Genomic DNA, 16812 nt, shown 5'->3' with positions numbered 1-16812 from the left:
TCAGTTCGCGCCGGCCGCCGCGGCGACTTCGGCGGCGAAGTCGCTCTCTTCCTTTTCGACGCCCTCGCCGAGCGCCAGGCGCACGAAGCCGGTCAGCTTGATCGGCGCGCCGACCTCCGCCTCGGCCGCCTTGACGGCCTGGGCGACGGTCTTCGAGCCGTCATGGATGAACGGCTGCTCGAGCAGGGTAGCCTCCTTGTAGAAGGTCTTGATGCCGCTCTCGACGATCTTGGCGATCACGTTCTCGGGCTTGCCGCCTTCGCGCGCCTTCTCGGCCAGAACGCCCTTCTCGCGCTCGACGATCGCGGGATCGATCGAGGCCGCGTCGAGGCCCTGCGGATTGGTCGCGGCGACGTGCATCGCGATCTGCTTGCCGAGAGCCGTCAGCGGCTCGGCCTTGCCCTCGGACTCGAGCGCGACGAGCACGGCGATCTTGCCGAGGTTCGGCGCGACCTGGCCGTGGACGTAGGTCCCGATGACGCCGGCGGAAACGGACAGGCCGGCGGCGCGGCGCAGCGTCATGTTCTCGCCGATCTTGCCGATCGTCGCCTGGATCTTCTCCGACACGGTCCCGCCGCCCGGATAGGCCGCGGCCTCGATCGCCGCGACGTCGGAGCCGCCGGTCGAGAGCGCGACAGTCGCGATGGTCGCGACCATGTCCTGAAATTCCGGGTTACGGGCGACGAAATCGGTCTCGGAATTAACCTCGACCGCCACGCCCTTCGGGCCCTCGACGGCGAGCGCGACGAGGCCCTCGGCGGCGACGCGGCCGGCCTTCTTCGCGGCCTTGGCGAGACCCTTCTTGCGCAGCCAGTCGACGGCGGCCTCGATGTCGCCGTCGACCTCTCCCAGCGCGTTCTTGCAGTCCATCATGCCGGCGCCGGTCTTCTCGCGAAGCTCCTTCACCATGGCTGCGGTGATGTTGGCCATATCGTCCTCTAAAATCGTGCGCCGCCCGAACGACGGGCGGCGGAATGAGCGGCTCGTTCGGCGCGCCCGCCGCGATCGGGGGCGCGCCGGAGGGAGGCGTTCGTCAGGCGGCCAGGCCGGCGAGCAGCTCGCGCGCCTGCGCGACCCAGCCCTCGCGATCGAAGCGGCCGTTCAGCTTCAGGTCCGCGTCCGCCTTGGCGACGTCGGCCGGGGTCATCGCGGCGATCTGCCAGTAGTGGTAGACGCCGTACTCGTTGAGCTTCTGCTCGAGCTGCGGGCCGACGCCCGAGAGCTTGGCGAGATCGTCCGGCGCGCCGCGCGGGGCGGCGAGCAGCTCGAACGCCTCGACCGGAGCGTCGGCGACTTCCGCGACCTCCGGGCCTTCCGCCGGGAGCTCCTCGATCAGCGGCTCGTCCTGAGCGCCAAGGTCGACGCCGAGGTCGCCCTGGCTGCGGCCGATGCCGTCGATCGCGGCGCGGGCGATCAGGTCGCCGTAGAGCGCGAGCGCGCGGCCAGCGTCGTCATTGCCCGGCACCGGATAGGTGATGCCTTCGGGGTCAGAGTTGGTGTCGAGGATGGCCGCGACCGGAATGCCGAGGCGACGAGCCTCCTGCACCGCGATCTGCTCCTTGTTGGTGTCGATCACGAAGATCAGGTTGGGCAGGCCGCCCATGTCCTTGATGCCGCCGAGCGTCTTCTCGAGCTTGTCGCGCTCGCGCGACAGCGTCAGGCGCTCCTTCTTGGTGAAGCCGTGGGCCTCGCCGGAGAGCATCTCCTCGAGCTTGCGCAGGCGCTGGATCGAACCGGAGATGGTCTTCCAGTTCGTCAGCATGCCGCCGAGCCAGCGGGCGTTGACGAAGTACTGCGCCGAGCGGCGGGCCGAGTCGGCCACCACGTCGGCGGCCTGGCGCTTGGTGCCCACGATGAGCACGCGGCCGCCGCCGGCGACGACGTCCGAGACGGCCTGCAGCGCGCGATGCAGCAGCGGCACGGTCTGGGCGAGGTCGATGATGTGGATGTTGTTGCGGGCGCCGAAGATGTAGGGTGCCATCTTCGGGTTCCAGCGGTGGGCCTGGTGGCCGAAGTGCACGCCGGCCTCGAGCAGCTGGCGCATGGTGAAGTCAGGAAGAGCCATCGTCGTCAATCTTTCCGGTTGCCTCCGCGGGAGCTCACCGGAGCTCGACCTTCGAGCCCGGCGCCGGAGCGGCTTGGTTGTCGCCGCTTAACCCGCGTGTGGGATGGCGCGGCTTATAGGCGCAAAGGCCGGCCCAAGGCAAGGCGTCGGAGGCCGCGTTTGCCGTTGCGCCCTCCCCGTGAGAAGTAAGGCCGACCTCCCCCAAACGCCCGGCCCTTCCCATGCGCCCTCCCCGCCGTCCCGACCGCTCCGACTCCAGGCCGTGGGCGAACCGCGGGCCCCGGCGCGGACCGGACCGTCCGCAGCGGGACTTCCCGCGCGACCACGACGGCCCGGTGACGCTCTATGGCTTTCACAGCGTCGTGGAGGCGCTCTCGAATCCGAAGCGCCGGATCATCCGGCTGATGGCGACCGAAAACGCCCTCGCCCGCCTCGCCGAGGCCGGCGTCGCGACGCGCGTGGAGCCCGAGATCGTGCGACCCGGGGCGATCGACCGGCTGCTGACGCCCGACGCCGTCCATCAGGGGCTCTATCTCGAAGCGGAAGCGCTGAAGATCCCGACGCTGAAGACGATTCCCGAAGACGGGCTCGTTCTGGTGCTGGACCAGATCACCGACCCGCACAATGTGGGCGCGATCGTGCGCACGGCCGCCGCCTTCGCCGTCGACGCCATCGTCACCACCGCGCGCCACAGCCCGGAGGCGACCGGCGTGCTGGCGAAGAGCGCGAGCGGCGGGCTCGAGCACGTCCCGCTGGTGCTGGTCCAGAATCTGGCGCGCGCGCTCGAAACGCTGGGTGAGCGCGGCTTCCGCCGCGTCGGGCTCGATTCGGAAGGACCCGAGACGCTGGACGCCACGCCGCTCGGCGACGGCGGCGTCGCGCTGGTGCTCGGCGCCGAAGGCAAGGGATTGCGGCAGCTGACCCGTCAGACCTGCGACGCCCTCGCGCGCCTCGACATGCCGGGCGCGATCAAGAGCCTCAACGTCTCGAACGCCGCCGCGATCGCGCTGCACAGCGTCCGGCGGGAGAAGCCGTTCAGCGCGGAGCGAGCTGGTTGATCCGGCTGCCGGCGTCGGTGCGCACGGTCGGGCTCGAATAGACCGGCGGGGTCCGCCGCAGGCCCTGGTTCGCGCGGCCGATCTGATCGTAGGTGTCCGGCCGTCCCGGCACGTTCAGCCGGCGCCCCTGGCCGTCGTAGCGCGGCGCCTCCAGCGGCGCGGCCGCCCGCGGCTGCGGCGTCATCCGGATCTCCGGCGTGCGGCGGCCGCGCCGCCAGTCCCGGTCCGCGCGTCCGGCCGGCCGCGTGATCGCGCGCGGGCTCCGCTCATAGGGCTCGGCGATGATCGACTTCGGCCGTTCGATGGCGCCGGCGGCCGAAACGCCGGCGAGCGCCATCGCCGCCGATAACAATGCTGTGCACAAAGGATTTCTGAAACGGTCTTTCATCTTTTGTCTGATCGACGCCTCTATCCGGTCTCACGTATCTATGGTCTGCAATATTGTGCGCCAAGGGCCGCAGGCCCGCGACGCCGTGGTCGCCGCAACAGGACAAGCCTCTGCCAAAGGGGCGCTTCAGGGGGGAAGGGCGCGACGGGCGTCGCGCCGCAAGTGTCGGCGGGTCCGGTCTGCCAGGCCGCCGGCTCCGAAAGTCCAAGCTTTCCAAGCCGCCCCAGAGCGGCGTCCGTTCGAGCGCGCGCCGACGCGCGCATTCAACCGAGGTGAACGCCCATGTCCGTCGCCAGCACGACCGCCGCCGCCGCGCCGCCGCGGCCGATGACGCGAGAAGAAAAGAAGGTCATTCTGGCCTCCTCGCTCGGCACCATCTTCGAATGGTACGACTTTTACCTGTACGGCACGCTCGCCGTGATCATCGGCAAGCAGTTCTTCTCCGCCTTCGAACCGGCGACGCAGGCGATCTTCGCGCTGCTGGCCTTCGCCGCGGGCTTCCTGGTGCGCCCGTTCGGCGCCCTGGTGTTCGGCCGGCTCGGCGACCTCGTCGGCCGCAAGTACACCTTCCTGGTCACCATCGTGATCATGGGCGCCTCGACGTTCCTCGTCGGCCTGCTGCCGAGCTACGCGGCGATCGGCTGGCTCGCCCCGGTGATCCTGATCGCGCTCCGCATGCTTCAGGGCCTCGCGCTGGGCGGCGAGTACGGCGGCGCGGCGGTCTATGTGGCCGAGCACGCGCCGGTCGGGCGCCGCGGCTTCTACACCGCCTGGATCCAGACCACGGCGACGCTCGGTCTGCTGCTCTCGCTCGCGGTGATCGTCAGCTTGCGCCTCGGCATGGGCGAGGAGGCGTTCCAGACCAGCTTCCCGCTGTTCTTCGGCCTGCAGGGCGGGTGGCGCATCCCGTTCCTCGGCTCGATCATCCTGCTGGCGATCTCGATCTACATCCGCATGCAGATGAACGAGTCGCCCGCCTTCCTGAAGATGAAGGAGGAAGGCACCCGTTCGAAGGCGCCGCTGTCCGAGGCCTTCGGTCAGTGGAAGAACTCGAAGATCGTGCTGATCGCCCTGTTCGGCCTCGTCGTGGGCCAGGCGGTGGTCTGGTACACGGGCCAGTTCTACGCGCTGTTCTTCATCCAGAACATTCTCAAGATCGACCTGCTGACGGCCAACGTGCTGATCGCCTGGTCGCTGATCATCGGCACGCCGGCGTTCCTGTTCTTCGGCGCGCTGTCCGACCGGATCGGCCGCAAGCCCGTGATCCTCGCCGGCTGCCTCATCGCCGCGCTGACCTATTTCCCGCTGTTCAGCGCCCTGACATCGGTCGCCAATCCCAAATACGAGCGGGCGCTCGAGAACGTTAAGATCGAGGTCTCGGCCGACCCCGCGACCTGCGGCAACCTGTTCGACCCCGTCGGCATCCGCAAGTTCACGGCGCCTTGCGACGTCGCACGCCGCACGCTGTCGCAACAGGCGCTGCGCTACACCAAGGTGGACGCTCCGGCCGGCGCGCCGTTCAAGGTGACGGTCAACGGGACCGAGGTGCCGTTCACCGACGCCGCGGCCTTCCCCAAGACCGTCTCCGAAGCGGCCGTCGCCGCCGGCTACCCCGCCGCGAACGACGCCGAGAAGGTCAAGATCACCGGCTTCTTCTCCGCCCTCGGCAATCCGCAGGCGCTGAAGATCATCGCGATCCTGACCGTCATGGTGCTCTATGTGACCATGGTCTACGGCCCGATCGCGGCCGCGCTCGTCGAGTTCTTCCCGACACGCATCCGCTACACCGCCATGTCGCTGCCCTACCACATCGGCAACGGCTGGTTCGGCGGCCTGCTGCCGGCGACCTCGTTCGCGATCGTCGCCTCGACCGGCGACATCTACGCCGGCCTCTGGTACCCGATCGGCTTCGCGCTGATGACGGTGGTGATCGGCGTTCTGTTCGTCCGCGAGACCAAGGACGTCGACATCCAGAACTACAACTGAGCGCCCGGAAGGGGCCGGCCGGTCGCGGCCGCCCTTCCTCCGGTCCGCTCTGCGCAGGACAAGAAAGGCCCCGCCGGTCGCCGGCGGGGCCTTTCCTGTTTCGTCCGCAAAGGGGCCCGGATGGCCCCGGCTCGTCAGAGCCCGAACGGCTCGGTCTTGCCGGTCCGGACGTTCGCGGCGTGGGCCTCCTCGAAGAAGGCGACGATCTCGAGCCAGGCGCGGGCGAAGATGGCGCCGACCAGGCCGGTCGAGCGGGTTGCGGCGGCGGCGAGCGAAGCGGTGGTCATGGGTGTCGTCCTGATCAAAGGTCTGCGCGGTCAGCGCTTTCTTGACCGGACATTTGGCATGCCAGATGCCAATGCGGAAGCGATTTAGACGAAGGTCTGACATCTCCCGTCTGCATGGCTGAAGGCGGTCGCCTCCAGTTCCGCATGGCGCGATACCCGGATCGCCCGGACGCCGAAGCGCCGAGCGATCCGGCCGCGGGGTCAGCTCGCCGGCCACCAGGCGATGTCGATCACGTCCTTCGCGCCTTCGATCCGCCCGGCCTCGGTCGTGGCGCCCGAGGACAGGTCGACGGAGTAGAGCGTGTCGCCCGTCATCAGCCAGCCGACGTTGCCGGTCTCGCCGGCCACGATGTTGAAGGCGATGGGCTCCGCCAGCTTCGCCTTGATCTTGCCGATGGCGGAAAGGACGCCGTCGTTGGGCGGAGCCTGTTTCACGAGCGCCGGAATGGTGGCGTCGATGTTGAACAGCCCGGTCTTCTCCGCCTTCTTGCCGTTGATCGAATTGGTGTAGGCGCCGGCGACCACGTTCGGCGTCTCGCCCTTGTGCATGTCGGTCTCGGCGAACTTCAGCGAGCCGTCGACGATCGCCTTGCCGTCGTCGACGTTGACGCGAAGGCTGACGCCGCCGTCGGTGAGGATGCGCAGGCGGTCGGCGGCCGGATTGAAATCGACGGTCACCTTGGCCCCGGCGGGAAGCTTCTCGCTCAGGGCGCTTTTCTTCATGGCCGCGCCGGTCTTCGGGTCGATCGTCACGATGTCGCCGCCGGCGGTGACGCCGTAGAGCAGGCCGTCCGCGGGCCGCACGTCGATGCCGACGAGATCGGCCGCGCCGGACACGGCGACCGCGCCGGTGATCTTGCCCGCCTTCGGATCTACCATCGCGAGCGAGGAGCCGCCGACCAGGGCGATCAGCGTGTCGGCCGCGGCGGGGGTGGCGAAGGCCGCGGTTCCGAGGGCGGCCGCGATGCCGAGGGCGCGAAGCGTCATGGAGCGTCTCCTGTTTCGTTTGCCCCGCCGGCTTCGTCGCCGCGCGGATACTCGCCCTACCCTCGGCGGCGCATGTCCGGATGCAGCGGAAGAGGTCTCGTTTTCGTGAGCGGTATCCAGCGGTCGATCGCACATCCGGAGACGAGCCTCGCGAGTACACAGGGCGTGGCGCCCGCATCGGCGATCGGGGGCCGGTTCCGCATCCCCGCCGCGCCTGTGAGACCGATGACCGCCCCGCATTCGCCCGACCGCGATTCCGTCGCCGAACTGCTCGCCGCCTGCGCCGAGCGCGACCGCGCGGCGCTGCGCCGGCTGTTCGAGATGGAGGGACCGTCGCTGCTCGCGCTGGCGCGGCGCATCGTGCGGCGGGCCGACGTGGCGGAGGAGGTTGTTCAGGACGCCTTCGTTCAGATCTGGCGGCGGGCCTCGAGTTTCGATCCGGCGCGGGGAACGGGGCGCGGCTGGGTCTACGCCGTCGTCCGCAACCGCGCGCTGAGCCACCTTCGCGACGAGCGCCATGTGCCGGTCGAGGACCTGGAGCTGCAGTCCTACGCCGACGCGCAGACGGACGTGGACGACGCCTTCGCGCGGCTTTCCGCCGAGAGCGCGCTGCGCCGCTGCTTGGCGCGGCTCGACGCCAAGCCGCGCACGAGCGTGCTGCTGGCGCATGTGGCAGGGTTAAGCCACGGCGAGATCGCGGAGCGGCTCGGCGCGCCGCTCGGGACCGTCAAAACGTGGATCCGCCGCTCGCTGATCGCGCTGAAGGAGTGCATGACGTGAGCGCGCGCGAGGACCTCGACCTCCAGGCCGGCGAGTACGCGCTCGGCCTGTTCGCGCCGGAGGAGGCGGACGCGCTCGAGCGCCGCCTTCTGGACGACCCCGCCTTCGCCGCCGCGGTCGGCAGATGGCGCGAGCGCCTGCATGATCTCGACCGCGCCGCGGAGCCGATCGAGCCGTCGCTGGACCTATGGCGCCGGATCGAGGCCCGGCTCGACGACGCTCCGCGCAGGTCCCCTGCCCGTCCCGTCGCGGCGTCCGGGCTCGCGGCCCGCATATGGAACAGCCTGACGCTCTGGCGTGGCGTCGGCTTCGCCGGGGCGGCCGCCAGCGTCGCTCTGGCGGTCGCGCTCGGCCCGGCGTGGGTGGACGCGCCCCGCACGCCGGTCGTGATCGCGGTCCTGCTCAGCGCCGACTCGACGCCGGGCGCCGTCGTGGAGGTGTTCGCCGACAACTCGGCCCATGTGGCGCCGATCGCCGACGTGCGGATTCCCTCGGGCCGCGCCCTTCAGGTGTGGACGCTTCCCGACCCGCAGACGGGCCCGGTCTCGATCGGCCTGATGCAGGACAACCGTCAGGCGCGGCTGCAGCCGGTCCGCCTGCCCGCTCCCAAGCCCCGGCAGCTCTACGAGATCACCCTTGAACCGGCCTCGGGTTCGCCGACGGGGCGGCCGACCGGCCCGATCCTCTTCAAGGGCTACGCCGAGCCGCCGCGCTGACGCCGGGCGGACCGTGCGCCGGCGCGGCTTGCCCGAAGCGCGGGAGCGGATAGCTTTGGCCGCGACACGCCCCGCGCTCCCGCGGGACCGCCCATCGAAAGGAAGCCGCCATGGCCGAAGCCGCCGCCGCGCCGATCGAGCTGTTCTACTGGCCGACCCCGAACGGCTGGAAAGTCACGATCATGCTCGAAGAATGCGGGCTGCCCTACGTCGTCCGGCCGATCAACATCGGCAAGGGCGACCAGTTCAAGCCCGAGTTCCTCGCGATCTCGCCGAACAACAAGATGCCGGCGATCGTCGATCCGGCCGGACCGGACGGCGCGCCGATCTCGGTGTTCGAGTCCGGCGCCATCCTGCAGTATCTCGGCCGCAAGACCGGACAGTTCTATCCCTCCGACGAGCGCCGCCGGGTCGAGGTGGACGAGTGGCTGTTCTGGCAGATGGGCGGGTTCGGTCCGATGCTCGGCCAGACCCACCATTTCCGGGCCTACGCGCCCGAGAAGGTGCCTTACGCGATCGAGCGCTACACCAACGAGACCAACCGTCTCTACGGCGTGCTGAACGGGCGCCTGAAGGACCGCGAGTTCATCTGCGGCGACTACTCGATCGCGGACATGGCCGTCGTCGGCTGGGCCAAGCTCTGGGAGCGGCAGGGCCAGGACATCGCCGAGTTTCCCCATGTGAAGCGCTGGCTCGACCTGATGTTCGTGCGCCCCGCCGTCGCGCGCGGGCTGGCGGTCAAGGTGGATGAGCCGCCAATGGATCTCGCCGCCGACAAGGACGCCCAGAAGGTGCTGTTCGGCCAGCGCGCCCGCGCCGGCTGAGACGGCCCGGAACCACCCCCGCGCGCCGGCGTTCTGCGTCCGCGTCCAGACGTCGCGGAACGCCGGCGTCTCGCAATACGGCTCGCCTGAGCCATGTAACGACCTGAGCGCGGCGGAACCTGCGCTCAGGCGCACAATCTGGAGAACGCAACATGTCCGAGACCACCGGAACCGGCCCCGCCGCGCTCGAGCGGGACATCGCCGCGCTGAAGGAGGACGTCGCCCGCCTCGCCGACACGTTGTCGACCCTCGTATCGGACGGCGCCGCCACGGCGAAGACCGCGGCCGAGAACGCCGCCACCTCCGCGCGCGACACCGCGGTCTCGGCCGCCGACGAGCTCAGCGCGTCGATCGAGCAGAATCCCCTGACCGCCGTGCTGATCGCCCTCGGCGTCGGCTATGTCGTCGGCGTGATCGGACGTCGCTGATGTGGAAGGTCCTGCTCAACGCAGGCCTGGGCTTCGCCACACTCGACATCGGGCTGCGCATCCGCCGCCTCAAGCGCATGGCTGTGCTGTTCGCGGTCGCGGCCGTGCTCGCGCTGTTCGGCGTCGGCGCGCTGCTGGTCGCGATCGGGGTGCTGATCGAGCCGCGCTTCGGGGCGGCGGGCGCCGCCGGCGTCATCGGGGGCGTGCTGGTGGTCATAGCGGCGCTCTGCGCATGGGCGGCCACATGGCGTCCCCGGCGCAAGGCCCGGGCTCCCGTTGTCGACCGGGTGCGGGCCGAACTGCAGGCCGCCGGCGCTTCCGTCTCCCAAGCCGTCGCTCCCAACACCGCGACGACGGGCGGAGGCCGGGCGAAAAGCCTCAACATCGTCCTGCTGGCCGCGCTCGCCGGAATCGTGCTCGGCCGCAAGCTCTGAACGGCCGCATCGAAGGCCCGGCGCCGGCGCGAATCTCCGCCCGCTGATCACGGCGCGCGGAGATTCGCGCCGGGTGAGGCGCTCTGCCGCACTGCACAAAAAAACGCGCGCAACGCTTGTGAACGTTCGTTGCGCATGCCTGCGCATCAGGCTTCCCCCTAGTTCACACCCCTGCGACCTCGTGCTATGCCTCGGCCTCCGCTTCCATGAACCGAGGGTCGTAATGGTCACGCCGCGATATTCGATGTTGTCGCACAGCAGCGAATTGGAAAAGGCTCGCCAGATACTTGGCGGCCGCAGCGAGTCCGTCATCATCGTCGGCAACGGGCCGAGCGTTTCGGAAGTCGACTACTCAAAGTTGCCCAAAGACGCTTACGTCTTCCGGTGCAACTGGTTTTTCCTCGAGGCGGAATACAGATTTAACCGGCACGTCGATCTGTACTTCTGGTCCGTCTACAACAAGCACCTGCACGAGCGGCTGCGCAAGATCAAGATGTCGGGCGAGTACACGTTCGGCGCATTCTGCTGCCCGTTCGTGATCCCCGAGGACAACAACGAGTTCGGCGGCTCGTACAACGACGTGCTGACGCCCCAGCTCGACCACTGGGCGATGATGTGTACGGTCTCGGAGCTCGGGCGTCCGCTGATGTCGCGCCCGCTCCCCACGCAGGGCATGCAGATGCTCGCGACCGCGCTCGCGCTCGGCTACCGCGACATCCATCTCGTTGGCATCGACTTCTATATGGATGCCAACAACCGCTACTTCTTCAACATTCCGGACGACGTCCGCGTCCACCTGAAGGAGAAGGACTACCGCGGCGGCTACGAGGAGAAGCATTCGCTCTCCATGGACATCCGCTACCTCGAGCTCTGCGCGCGGATGTTCCCCGACGCGAAGATCTGGAGCCAGAAATGCCCGGTCGATCTCGCCGAGATCCTGCGCAAGCCGGAGCCCTGCCCGCAGGGCGGCTTCCGCCGCATCATCGAGCCGGCCAAGCTTGCCGAAGGCGCCGAGCGTGAGCCGACCTTCGCCCTGCGCACCAACTCGGTGACCGGCAAGGAAGAGAAGGTCGCCTACGTCACCTACGTGAACCGCTCGTTCCAGTTCGGCCTGTGGGCGCTCGCCAATTCGCTGGCGGAGCAGACGGACATTCCGCTCATCGCCATGGTGGCGCCGGAAGACGCCGACCTCTGCGACGGGCTGAAGAACGCCCACGCCTGCGTGGTCAAAAACATCGACAACCCGAACAAGCTGGCGCGCAACAAGCGCCGCTTCGCGACGACCTACACCAAGCTGAACGTGTTCGGGCTGAGCTATCTCGACAAGGCGGTGTTCCTCGACGCCGACGTCGTGGTGCTAAAGAACATCGACAACCTGTTCGATCACGACCGCTTCGCGGCGGCGCCGGACACCGGCATCAACATGTCCGACGGCGGCTTCAACAGCGGCGTGTTCGTGTGTCAGCCGAGCCCCGAGCTTTTCAGCGCCATGCTCGGCACCCTGCGCGACATCGCGTCCTCCGACGGCGGCGACCAGGGCTTCCTCAACCGCTTCTTCGACGACTTCACGGTTCTCGACCGCAAATACAACACCCTGAAGCGGCTCCACCGCGAACTGCCGATCCTGTTCGATCTCGACGAGATCGCGGTGCTGCACTTCGTCGGCGTCAAGCCGTGGGGCCGGTTCAAGGAGCCGAACTCCGAATACGTCCTGCTCGAGAAGCTGTGGTTCAAGTTCCTGACCGAAGACCAGAAGGTGATGGTGATCTCGTTCCTGCGGTCGCAGTCGATCGAGGCCTTCACGCTGATCAAGGAGCTCTATGGCGAGGACGCCATCTCCGTGCTGGAGAAGCACCTGAAGAAGACGCAGGCGCAGAAGGCGCTGGCCGCGGCGAGCCCGGTCACCCTGGTGGCCTCCGCCTGACCTGACGCGATCGAGGAGGCGTCGCGCGCGACGCCTCAGACGCCGATCCAGAGACCCGGACGCGCTCCCGCGCTCCGGGTCTCTTTCGTCTTCAGCCGTCCATCGCCTCCAGCGCGCCGATGCTTTCCGGCAGCACTTGGCCGCCGTCGACCACCAGCGTCTGGCCGGTGACGTAGGCCGCGCCATCGCTCGCGAAGAACAGCGCCGCCGCGGCGATGTCCTCCACCCCGCCGAGCCTGCGCATCGGGATCGAGGCCGCCATCTTGTCGAGGTAGTCCTGCCCGAGCCCGTCGAGGCCCTCGGTCAGGATGTTTCCCGGCATCACGGCGTTGACCGTGATGTTCCATGGCGCGAGCTCGATCGCTGCGGTGCGCATGAAGCCGAGCTGTCCCGCCTTGCTCGCGCCGTAGTGCGCCCAGCCGGGGTAGCCGGTGATGGGTCCCGTGATCGACGACGTCAGAACGATCCGGCCGCGCCGGGCCGCCTTCATGGCCGGCAGGCAGGCGGTGACGGTCAGGAACGTGCCCTTGAGGTTGACGTTCATGACGTGGTCGAAGTCCGCGGCCGTCATCTCTCCGAGCTTGGCCGCCGGAAAGATCCCGGCGTTGGCGCAGAGCACGTCGATCGCGCCGTAGCGATCGAGCGCCGCGGCCGCCATGGCCTCCGTCGCGGCCGGATCGGCCACGTCGGCCGAAAATCCGCTCGCCCCGTTCCCGATCTCGCGCGCCGTCGCGTCGGCCTGCGCAACGTCCCGCGCCACCACCAGAACGCGGTAGCCGGCCTCGGCGAAGCCGCGCGCGACGCCCTTCCCGATGCCCTTCGATCCGCCGGTGACGATCGCCACCCCGCCTGTCGCCGCCATGAAGCCGCCCTGCCCCTCGTGAAACTTGTTCCGCGGCCCGAGATTCATCGATCCGCAACGCGTTGTAAACGTGCGGGCTTCGCGCGGTTCACTTGGAACGCGCAGAAAACTACTTTCAGGAGCGCGCGATCTCTGACGGAACCGGTCCGTCGACCCTCTCAGCATGCCGGAGGCTTCCGCCGCCGGCGGCGGTCAGGAGATAACCCCGGACGGGCTCTCCCGCATGTCCTCTAGAGACCGGCCCGACCGGACCGGTCTCGTAGAGCCATGCGATCGAGCGTCGAGGGTTCGCAACAGCGCCTGCGCGCCGCCGACCGCCCGACTAAGGCGGCAAAAGAAGTCTCAAATTATTATGTTATGCTTATTATCTTTTGTTGCTTAGGCGCATCATATATTTCCAAACCTACCCGAGCCCCCGGGAAATAATTGCGCGCCTTCAGAAAGTGGCCTTAAACCGGCGAAAGCTGGACATTCTCGTCACGATCCGGTGAGTCGGGGGAACATTTATGCGACTGAAATTTGTACGCGCCATGGCGTTCGGCGCGTCCGGGCTGGCGCTGGCCATGGCGGCGCCCGTGGCGGCGCAGGACACCATCGCCCTGCCGGAGATCGACGTCATCGGCACCACGCCGCTCGGCGGCGACGGCCTCGACCGTGACAAGGTGCCGGGCAACGTCCAGTCCATCTCCTCGGATCAGCTCCGTGGGGCGAACAGCCTCACGGTTCAGGATGGCATCTCCCGCGTTTCGCCGAGCGTCAACCTCTCCGACGTCACCGGCAATCCGTTCAACAAGGAGCTGTTCTTCCGCGGCTTCCAGGCATCGCAGCAGAACGGCGCGCCGCAGGGCCTCGCCGTCTACCAGAATGGCGTGCGCGTCAACGAGGCGTTCGGCGACACGGTCAACTTCGAGTTCATTCCCTCGGTCGCGATCGACAGCGTCGACATCTGGACGAACAACCCGGTGTTCGGCCTGAACGCGCTCGGCGGCGCCCTCAGCTTCCAGACCAAGAGCGGCTTCACCTTCCAGGGCGTCGAGCTTGAGGCGCAGATTGGTTCGTTCGGCGAGCGGCGCGGTTCCGCGCAGTGGGGCGCTCAGTACGGGAATTGGGCCGGCTACATCGCGCTCGAAGGCGGCCGTGACGGCGGCTGGCGCGACTATTCCGATTCGAATGTGAAGCGGGTGTTCGGCGATATCGGCTACAGGACCGACCGCGCCGAGATCCACCTCAATTTCACCTACGCGGACTCCAGCCTCGGCGTTGTGGGCCCGACGCCGTTCGAACTGCTCGAGCAGCGTCGCCGCAACGTCTATACCGGCGACCAGATCAACGACAACACGATGGGAATGCTGAACTTGCAGGGCAAGTTCGAGGTGACCGACGCTTGGTCCCTGCAGGCCAACGCCTACTACCGGCGTTACAAGTCGAAGCGCGTCGACGGCAACGACACCGACATCCGGCCCTGCCCGGAAGACGGCCCCTACGCCGGAAAGCTCTGCCTTGAGGGCGACGACTACGGTTTCGACGGCGATGAGGCGAACGAGCCTGAGAACGCCGACCGTCTGGTCGTTCGCGATCCGGTGACCGGCCGTCCGATCGACAACATCTTCGGCGACGAGGACGACTTCGGCCCGGGCTCCACGCCCGGCTCGATCGAGCGCTCGCGCATCAGCACGCATTCGGCGGGCGGCACGCTGCAGGCCACCAACCAGTCCGAGTTGTTCGGACACAAGAACCATTTCGTGATCGGCGCGGCCTATGACTTCGGCAAGACCGATTTCAGGGGCTGGAGCGAACTCTGCATCATTCCGCAGAACCTGCAGTGCATCGAGACCGGCCAGTTCTACTACACGACTATTCCTGGCGGCATTCTCCCGGTCGACCTCACCGCCAAGAACCACTACATCGGCCTCTACGCGATCAACACCTTCGACGTCACCGACAAGCTCTCTGCGACGGTAGGCGGCCGCTGGAACCATGCCAAGCTCATCCTCAACGACAAGAGCCGCTTCTCGCCGCTCGACGAGGACGGCGAGGTGTTCGGCCCCAATCTCGACGGCAACCACACGTTCCACCGCTTCAACCCGATGGGCGGCCTGACCTACAAGATCACACCCGCGATCACCGGTTTCGCCTCCTATTCGGAATCGAACCGCGCGCCGACCGCGCTCGAGCTCGGCTGCTCCAATCCGGCGATCCCCTGCCCGCTTGAGTCGACGCTGGTGTCCGATCCCCCGCTGGATCAGGTGATCACGCGCACAGGCGAGGTGGGCTTCCGCGGCCGTCAGGACTTCGCCGGCGGCGCGCTGAACTGGTCGGCCTCGCTTTACCGCTCGAACAACAAGGACGACATCCTCAACGTCCCGAGCGAGATCACCGGGCGCGGCTACTTCCTCAACGCCGGCCGCACCCGTCGTCAGGGCATCGAGGTGTCCGCGCAGTTCATGGCCGAACGCTGGGCGCTCTACGCCAACTACTCCTATGTCGACGCCACGTTCCGCAAGGCGATCAACCTGGCCTCGCCGAACAACCCGGCATCCGCCGGATATGGCGAAGACGACGATGACGATGACGATGATCGCGTCGCCGCGCGGATCGCGGATCCGGAAGACGGCGAAATCCAGGTCCGGAAAGGCGACCGTCTGACCGGCATCCCGGATCACCAGCTCAAGTTCGGCGGCGCCTTCCGCGTCACCCCGAAATGGACCGTCGGCGCCGACGCCGTCATCATGAGCGGCCAGTATTATCTCGGCGACGAGTCGAACCAGAACAAGAAGCTCCCGGGATACGCCGTATTCAACGTCAACACGTCGTATCAGGTCACCGAGCAGCTCCGTTTGTTCGGCGGCGTGAGGAACCTGTTCGACAAGAAGTACTCCACCTACGGCACTTTCTTCGAGACCGATGACATCGGCTTCCTCGGTCTTGAGGACCCCCGCTCGCAGACCCCGGCGCGTCCGCTGTCGATCTACGCCGGCGTGAACATGAAGTTCGGCGCCGAGGCGGCTCCGGTGCTCGTCACCAAGAACTGACGCGGCGCGGGCGCCCCCCGCGTGACGCACCAGCCCGCGGCGAGCCTCCTCGCCGCGGGCTTTTTTGTTCGGGGGCGCACGGGCCTAGCGGCAGGACGGCACTTGACCCACGTTGGCGTTCGGGCGAAATCCGTGCGTCCTCGTCGGCGAACGGCTGGTCGCAAAATACGGCGCAGGACAATCGACCTGCACCGTGCCAGATCAGACCAAGCCTTTGAGAAGACGAGTAAAAAGGTAACTTCGCCGGTTTAGCTCAGCGGTAGAGCAGCGGTTTTGTAAACCGAAGGTCGGGGGTTCGATCCCCTCAACCGGCACCAGCGCCATCGGCGCCCGCATCGTCGGGAGCTTGTTGCGGCCATCGGACCAGCGCTTCACGGCCGGCGTCGGTGAGCGCGTAGACGCCGCGCTCGGTGCGGATGAACCAGCCATAGACGTTGCGCAGCAGGATCGACGCCGCCTGCGGCGCCGCGGCCCGCAGATCGCGTGGTCGGGCCGCTCCGCGGGACAGCGCGGCGGCGCAGAGCAGCGCTTGCTGCCGGTAGGCGGTCATGATCGGCGCGCGCGAGCCGCCGCCGAGCGTCGGGTCGCCGCGGCGGCGCTCATACTCGTCGAGCAGACGCGCGCGCCGTTTCGGCTCGCGCCGGGGATGCGGCGCGGCGGGGCTGAGCAACGGATGAACCGCGCCGCTCCGGTCGACGCCGAGCAGGCCGAAACCGAGCCGACGGCACAGGTCGCGGAAGCGCCGGTCGCGCTCGCGCCCTCCTCGCTCGCCGATCTCGGCCGCGAGCCAGACCTCGTCGCAGGCGCCCGCCCGGTCCACGCCCTGCAGCAGCAGTTCGAGATTGAACCGCCGCTTCAGTTCGCACACCACCACGACCGGCGGATCGCCGGCCTTGACCGCCAGCACGTCGCAGCCGCCGACCTCGCCCTTGGCCGCGAAGCCGAGGTCTTCGAGGAAGGCCTTCACCGGCGCGTAGAGACTCGTTTCCATCGCGCCATTCTACCGGCGCGGGTCCCCCGGCGCTTCCGCCGCGTCACTTC

Annotated in this window: 16 protein-coding genes and 1 tRNA gene; 10 read left to right on the top strand and 7 right to left on the bottom strand. The window is 68.1% G+C overall.

The window, feature by feature from the left end; genetic code table 11:
- Entirely contained in the window at positions 1-930 is a 930-nt protein-coding gene (gene tsf / locus ACFSCV_RS01320; RefSeq protein WP_378796240.1) for a translation elongation factor Ts, read from the bottom strand.
- A gap of 103 nt (positions 931-1033) precedes the next feature.
- The gene (locus tag ACFSCV_RS01315) at positions 1034-2065 is read right to left on the bottom strand and encodes a 30S ribosomal protein S2 (protein WP_271201381.1); all 1032 of its coding nucleotides are present in this window, start codon (positions 2063-2065) and stop codon (positions 1034-1036) included.
- A gap of 221 nt (positions 2066-2286) precedes the next feature.
- Here ACFSCV_RS01315 and rlmB point away from each other — a divergent pair, with 221 nt between their 5' ends.
- Positions 2287-3123, top strand: a complete 837-nt coding sequence (gene rlmB / locus ACFSCV_RS01310; protein WP_378796238.1) for a 23S rRNA (guanosine(2251)-2'-O)-methyltransferase RlmB — start codon at positions 2287-2289, stop codon at positions 3121-3123.
- Here the strand turns inward: rlmB and ACFSCV_RS01305 are convergent.
- Positions 3101-3460, bottom strand: coding sequence for a hypothetical protein (locus tag ACFSCV_RS01305; protein WP_378796236.1), 360 nt, complete (start codon positions 3458-3460; stop codon positions 3101-3103). The genes rlmB and ACFSCV_RS01305 overlap by 23 nt on opposite strands.
- 333 nt (positions 3461-3793) lie before the next feature.
- Between ACFSCV_RS01305 and ACFSCV_RS01300 the strand changes: the two genes are divergently transcribed.
- On the top strand, positions 3794-5497 hold the full coding sequence (locus ACFSCV_RS01300) for an MFS transporter (protein WP_378796234.1): 1704 nt from the start codon (positions 3794-3796) through the stop codon (positions 5495-5497).
- Between the two features lie 134 nt (positions 5498-5631).
- Here ACFSCV_RS01300 and ACFSCV_RS01295 read toward each other — a convergent pair whose 3' ends face one another.
- Together ACFSCV_RS01295 and ACFSCV_RS01290 are read right to left on the bottom strand one after the other, a co-directional pair.
- Positions 5632-5784, bottom strand: a complete 153-nt coding sequence (locus ACFSCV_RS01295) for a hypothetical protein (protein WP_378796232.1) — start codon at positions 5782-5784, stop codon at positions 5632-5634.
- A 201-nt stretch (positions 5785-5985) separates the two neighbouring features.
- Entirely contained in the window at positions 5986-6771 is a 786-nt protein-coding gene (locus ACFSCV_RS01290; RefSeq protein WP_378796230.1) for a DUF4394 domain-containing protein, read from the bottom strand.
- Between the two features lie 225 nt (positions 6772-6996).
- Here ACFSCV_RS01290 and ACFSCV_RS01285 point away from each other — a divergent pair, with 225 nt between their 5' ends.
- The 6 genes from ACFSCV_RS01285 to ACFSCV_RS01260 all read left to right on the top strand — a co-directional run bounded on the left by ACFSCV_RS01285 (position 6997) and on the right by ACFSCV_RS01260 (position 11877).
- Positions 6997-7551 carry a sigma-70 family RNA polymerase sigma factor gene (locus ACFSCV_RS01285; protein ID WP_378796228.1) on the top strand — a complete coding sequence of 185 codons (555 nt, stop codon included), beginning with the start codon at positions 6997-6999 and terminating at the stop codon, positions 7549-7551.
- Positions 7548-8267, top strand: a complete 720-nt coding sequence (locus ACFSCV_RS01280) for an anti-sigma factor (protein WP_378796226.1) — start codon at positions 7548-7550, stop codon at positions 8265-8267. Before ACFSCV_RS01285 ends, ACFSCV_RS01280 begins: the two co-directional genes overlap by 4 nt.
- Positions 8268-8377: 110 nt before the next feature.
- The gene (locus ACFSCV_RS01275) at positions 8378-9091 is read left to right on the top strand and encodes a glutathione S-transferase N-terminal domain-containing protein (protein ID WP_378796224.1); all 714 of its coding nucleotides are present in this window, start codon (positions 8378-8380) and stop codon (positions 9089-9091) included.
- 152 nt (positions 9092-9243) lie between these two features.
- Positions 9244-9519, top strand: a complete 276-nt coding sequence (locus ACFSCV_RS01270; RefSeq protein WP_378796222.1) for a hypothetical protein — start codon at positions 9244-9246, stop codon at positions 9517-9519.
- The gene (locus ACFSCV_RS01265) at positions 9519-9953 is read left to right on the top strand and encodes a phage holin family protein (protein ID WP_378796220.1); all 435 of its coding nucleotides are present in this window, start codon (positions 9519-9521) and stop codon (positions 9951-9953) included. The genes ACFSCV_RS01270 and ACFSCV_RS01265 overlap by 1 nt, the downstream gene beginning before the upstream one ends.
- A 223-nt stretch (positions 9954-10176) precedes the next feature.
- Complete coding sequence (locus ACFSCV_RS01260; protein WP_378796219.1) at positions 10177-11877, top strand: alpha-2,3-sialyltransferase; 1701 nt, start codon at positions 10177-10179, stop codon at positions 11875-11877.
- 91 nt (positions 11878-11968) lie between these two features.
- Here the strand turns inward: ACFSCV_RS01260 and fabG are convergent, their stop codons facing one another.
- Positions 11969-12787 carry a 3-oxoacyl-ACP reductase FabG gene (fabG, locus tag ACFSCV_RS01255; RefSeq protein WP_378796217.1) on the bottom strand — a complete coding sequence of 273 codons (819 nt, stop codon included), beginning with the start codon at positions 12785-12787 and terminating at the stop codon, positions 11969-11971.
- A 458-nt stretch (positions 12788-13245) separates the two neighbouring features.
- Between fabG and ACFSCV_RS01250 the strand changes: the two genes are divergently transcribed.
- A complete protein-coding gene (locus tag ACFSCV_RS01250) occupies positions 13246-15771 on the top strand; it encodes a TonB-dependent receptor (RefSeq protein ID WP_378796215.1) in 2526 nt (841 codons plus the stop codon).
- Positions 15772-16013: 242 nt separating this feature from the next.
- A tRNA-Thr gene (locus tag ACFSCV_RS01245) sits at positions 16014-16088 on the top strand.
- Here the strand turns inward: ACFSCV_RS01245 and ACFSCV_RS01240 are convergent.
- A complete protein-coding gene (locus ACFSCV_RS01240) occupies positions 16076-16762 on the bottom strand; it encodes a DUF2161 domain-containing phosphodiesterase (protein ID WP_378796213.1) in 687 nt (228 codons plus the stop codon). The two genes, ACFSCV_RS01245 and ACFSCV_RS01240, sit on opposite strands and share 13 nt — an antisense overlap.
- Between the last annotated feature and the right edge of the window lie 50 nt (positions 16763-16812).

It is taken from the genome of Methylopila henanensis, assembly GCF_042681025.1.
GTDB lineage: Bacteria > Pseudomonadota > Alphaproteobacteria > Rhizobiales > Methylopilaceae > Methylopila > Methylopila henanensis.
The sequence above is the reverse complement of the archived record's forward strand: the minus strand, read 5'-3'. Positions and strand labels throughout refer to the sequence as shown.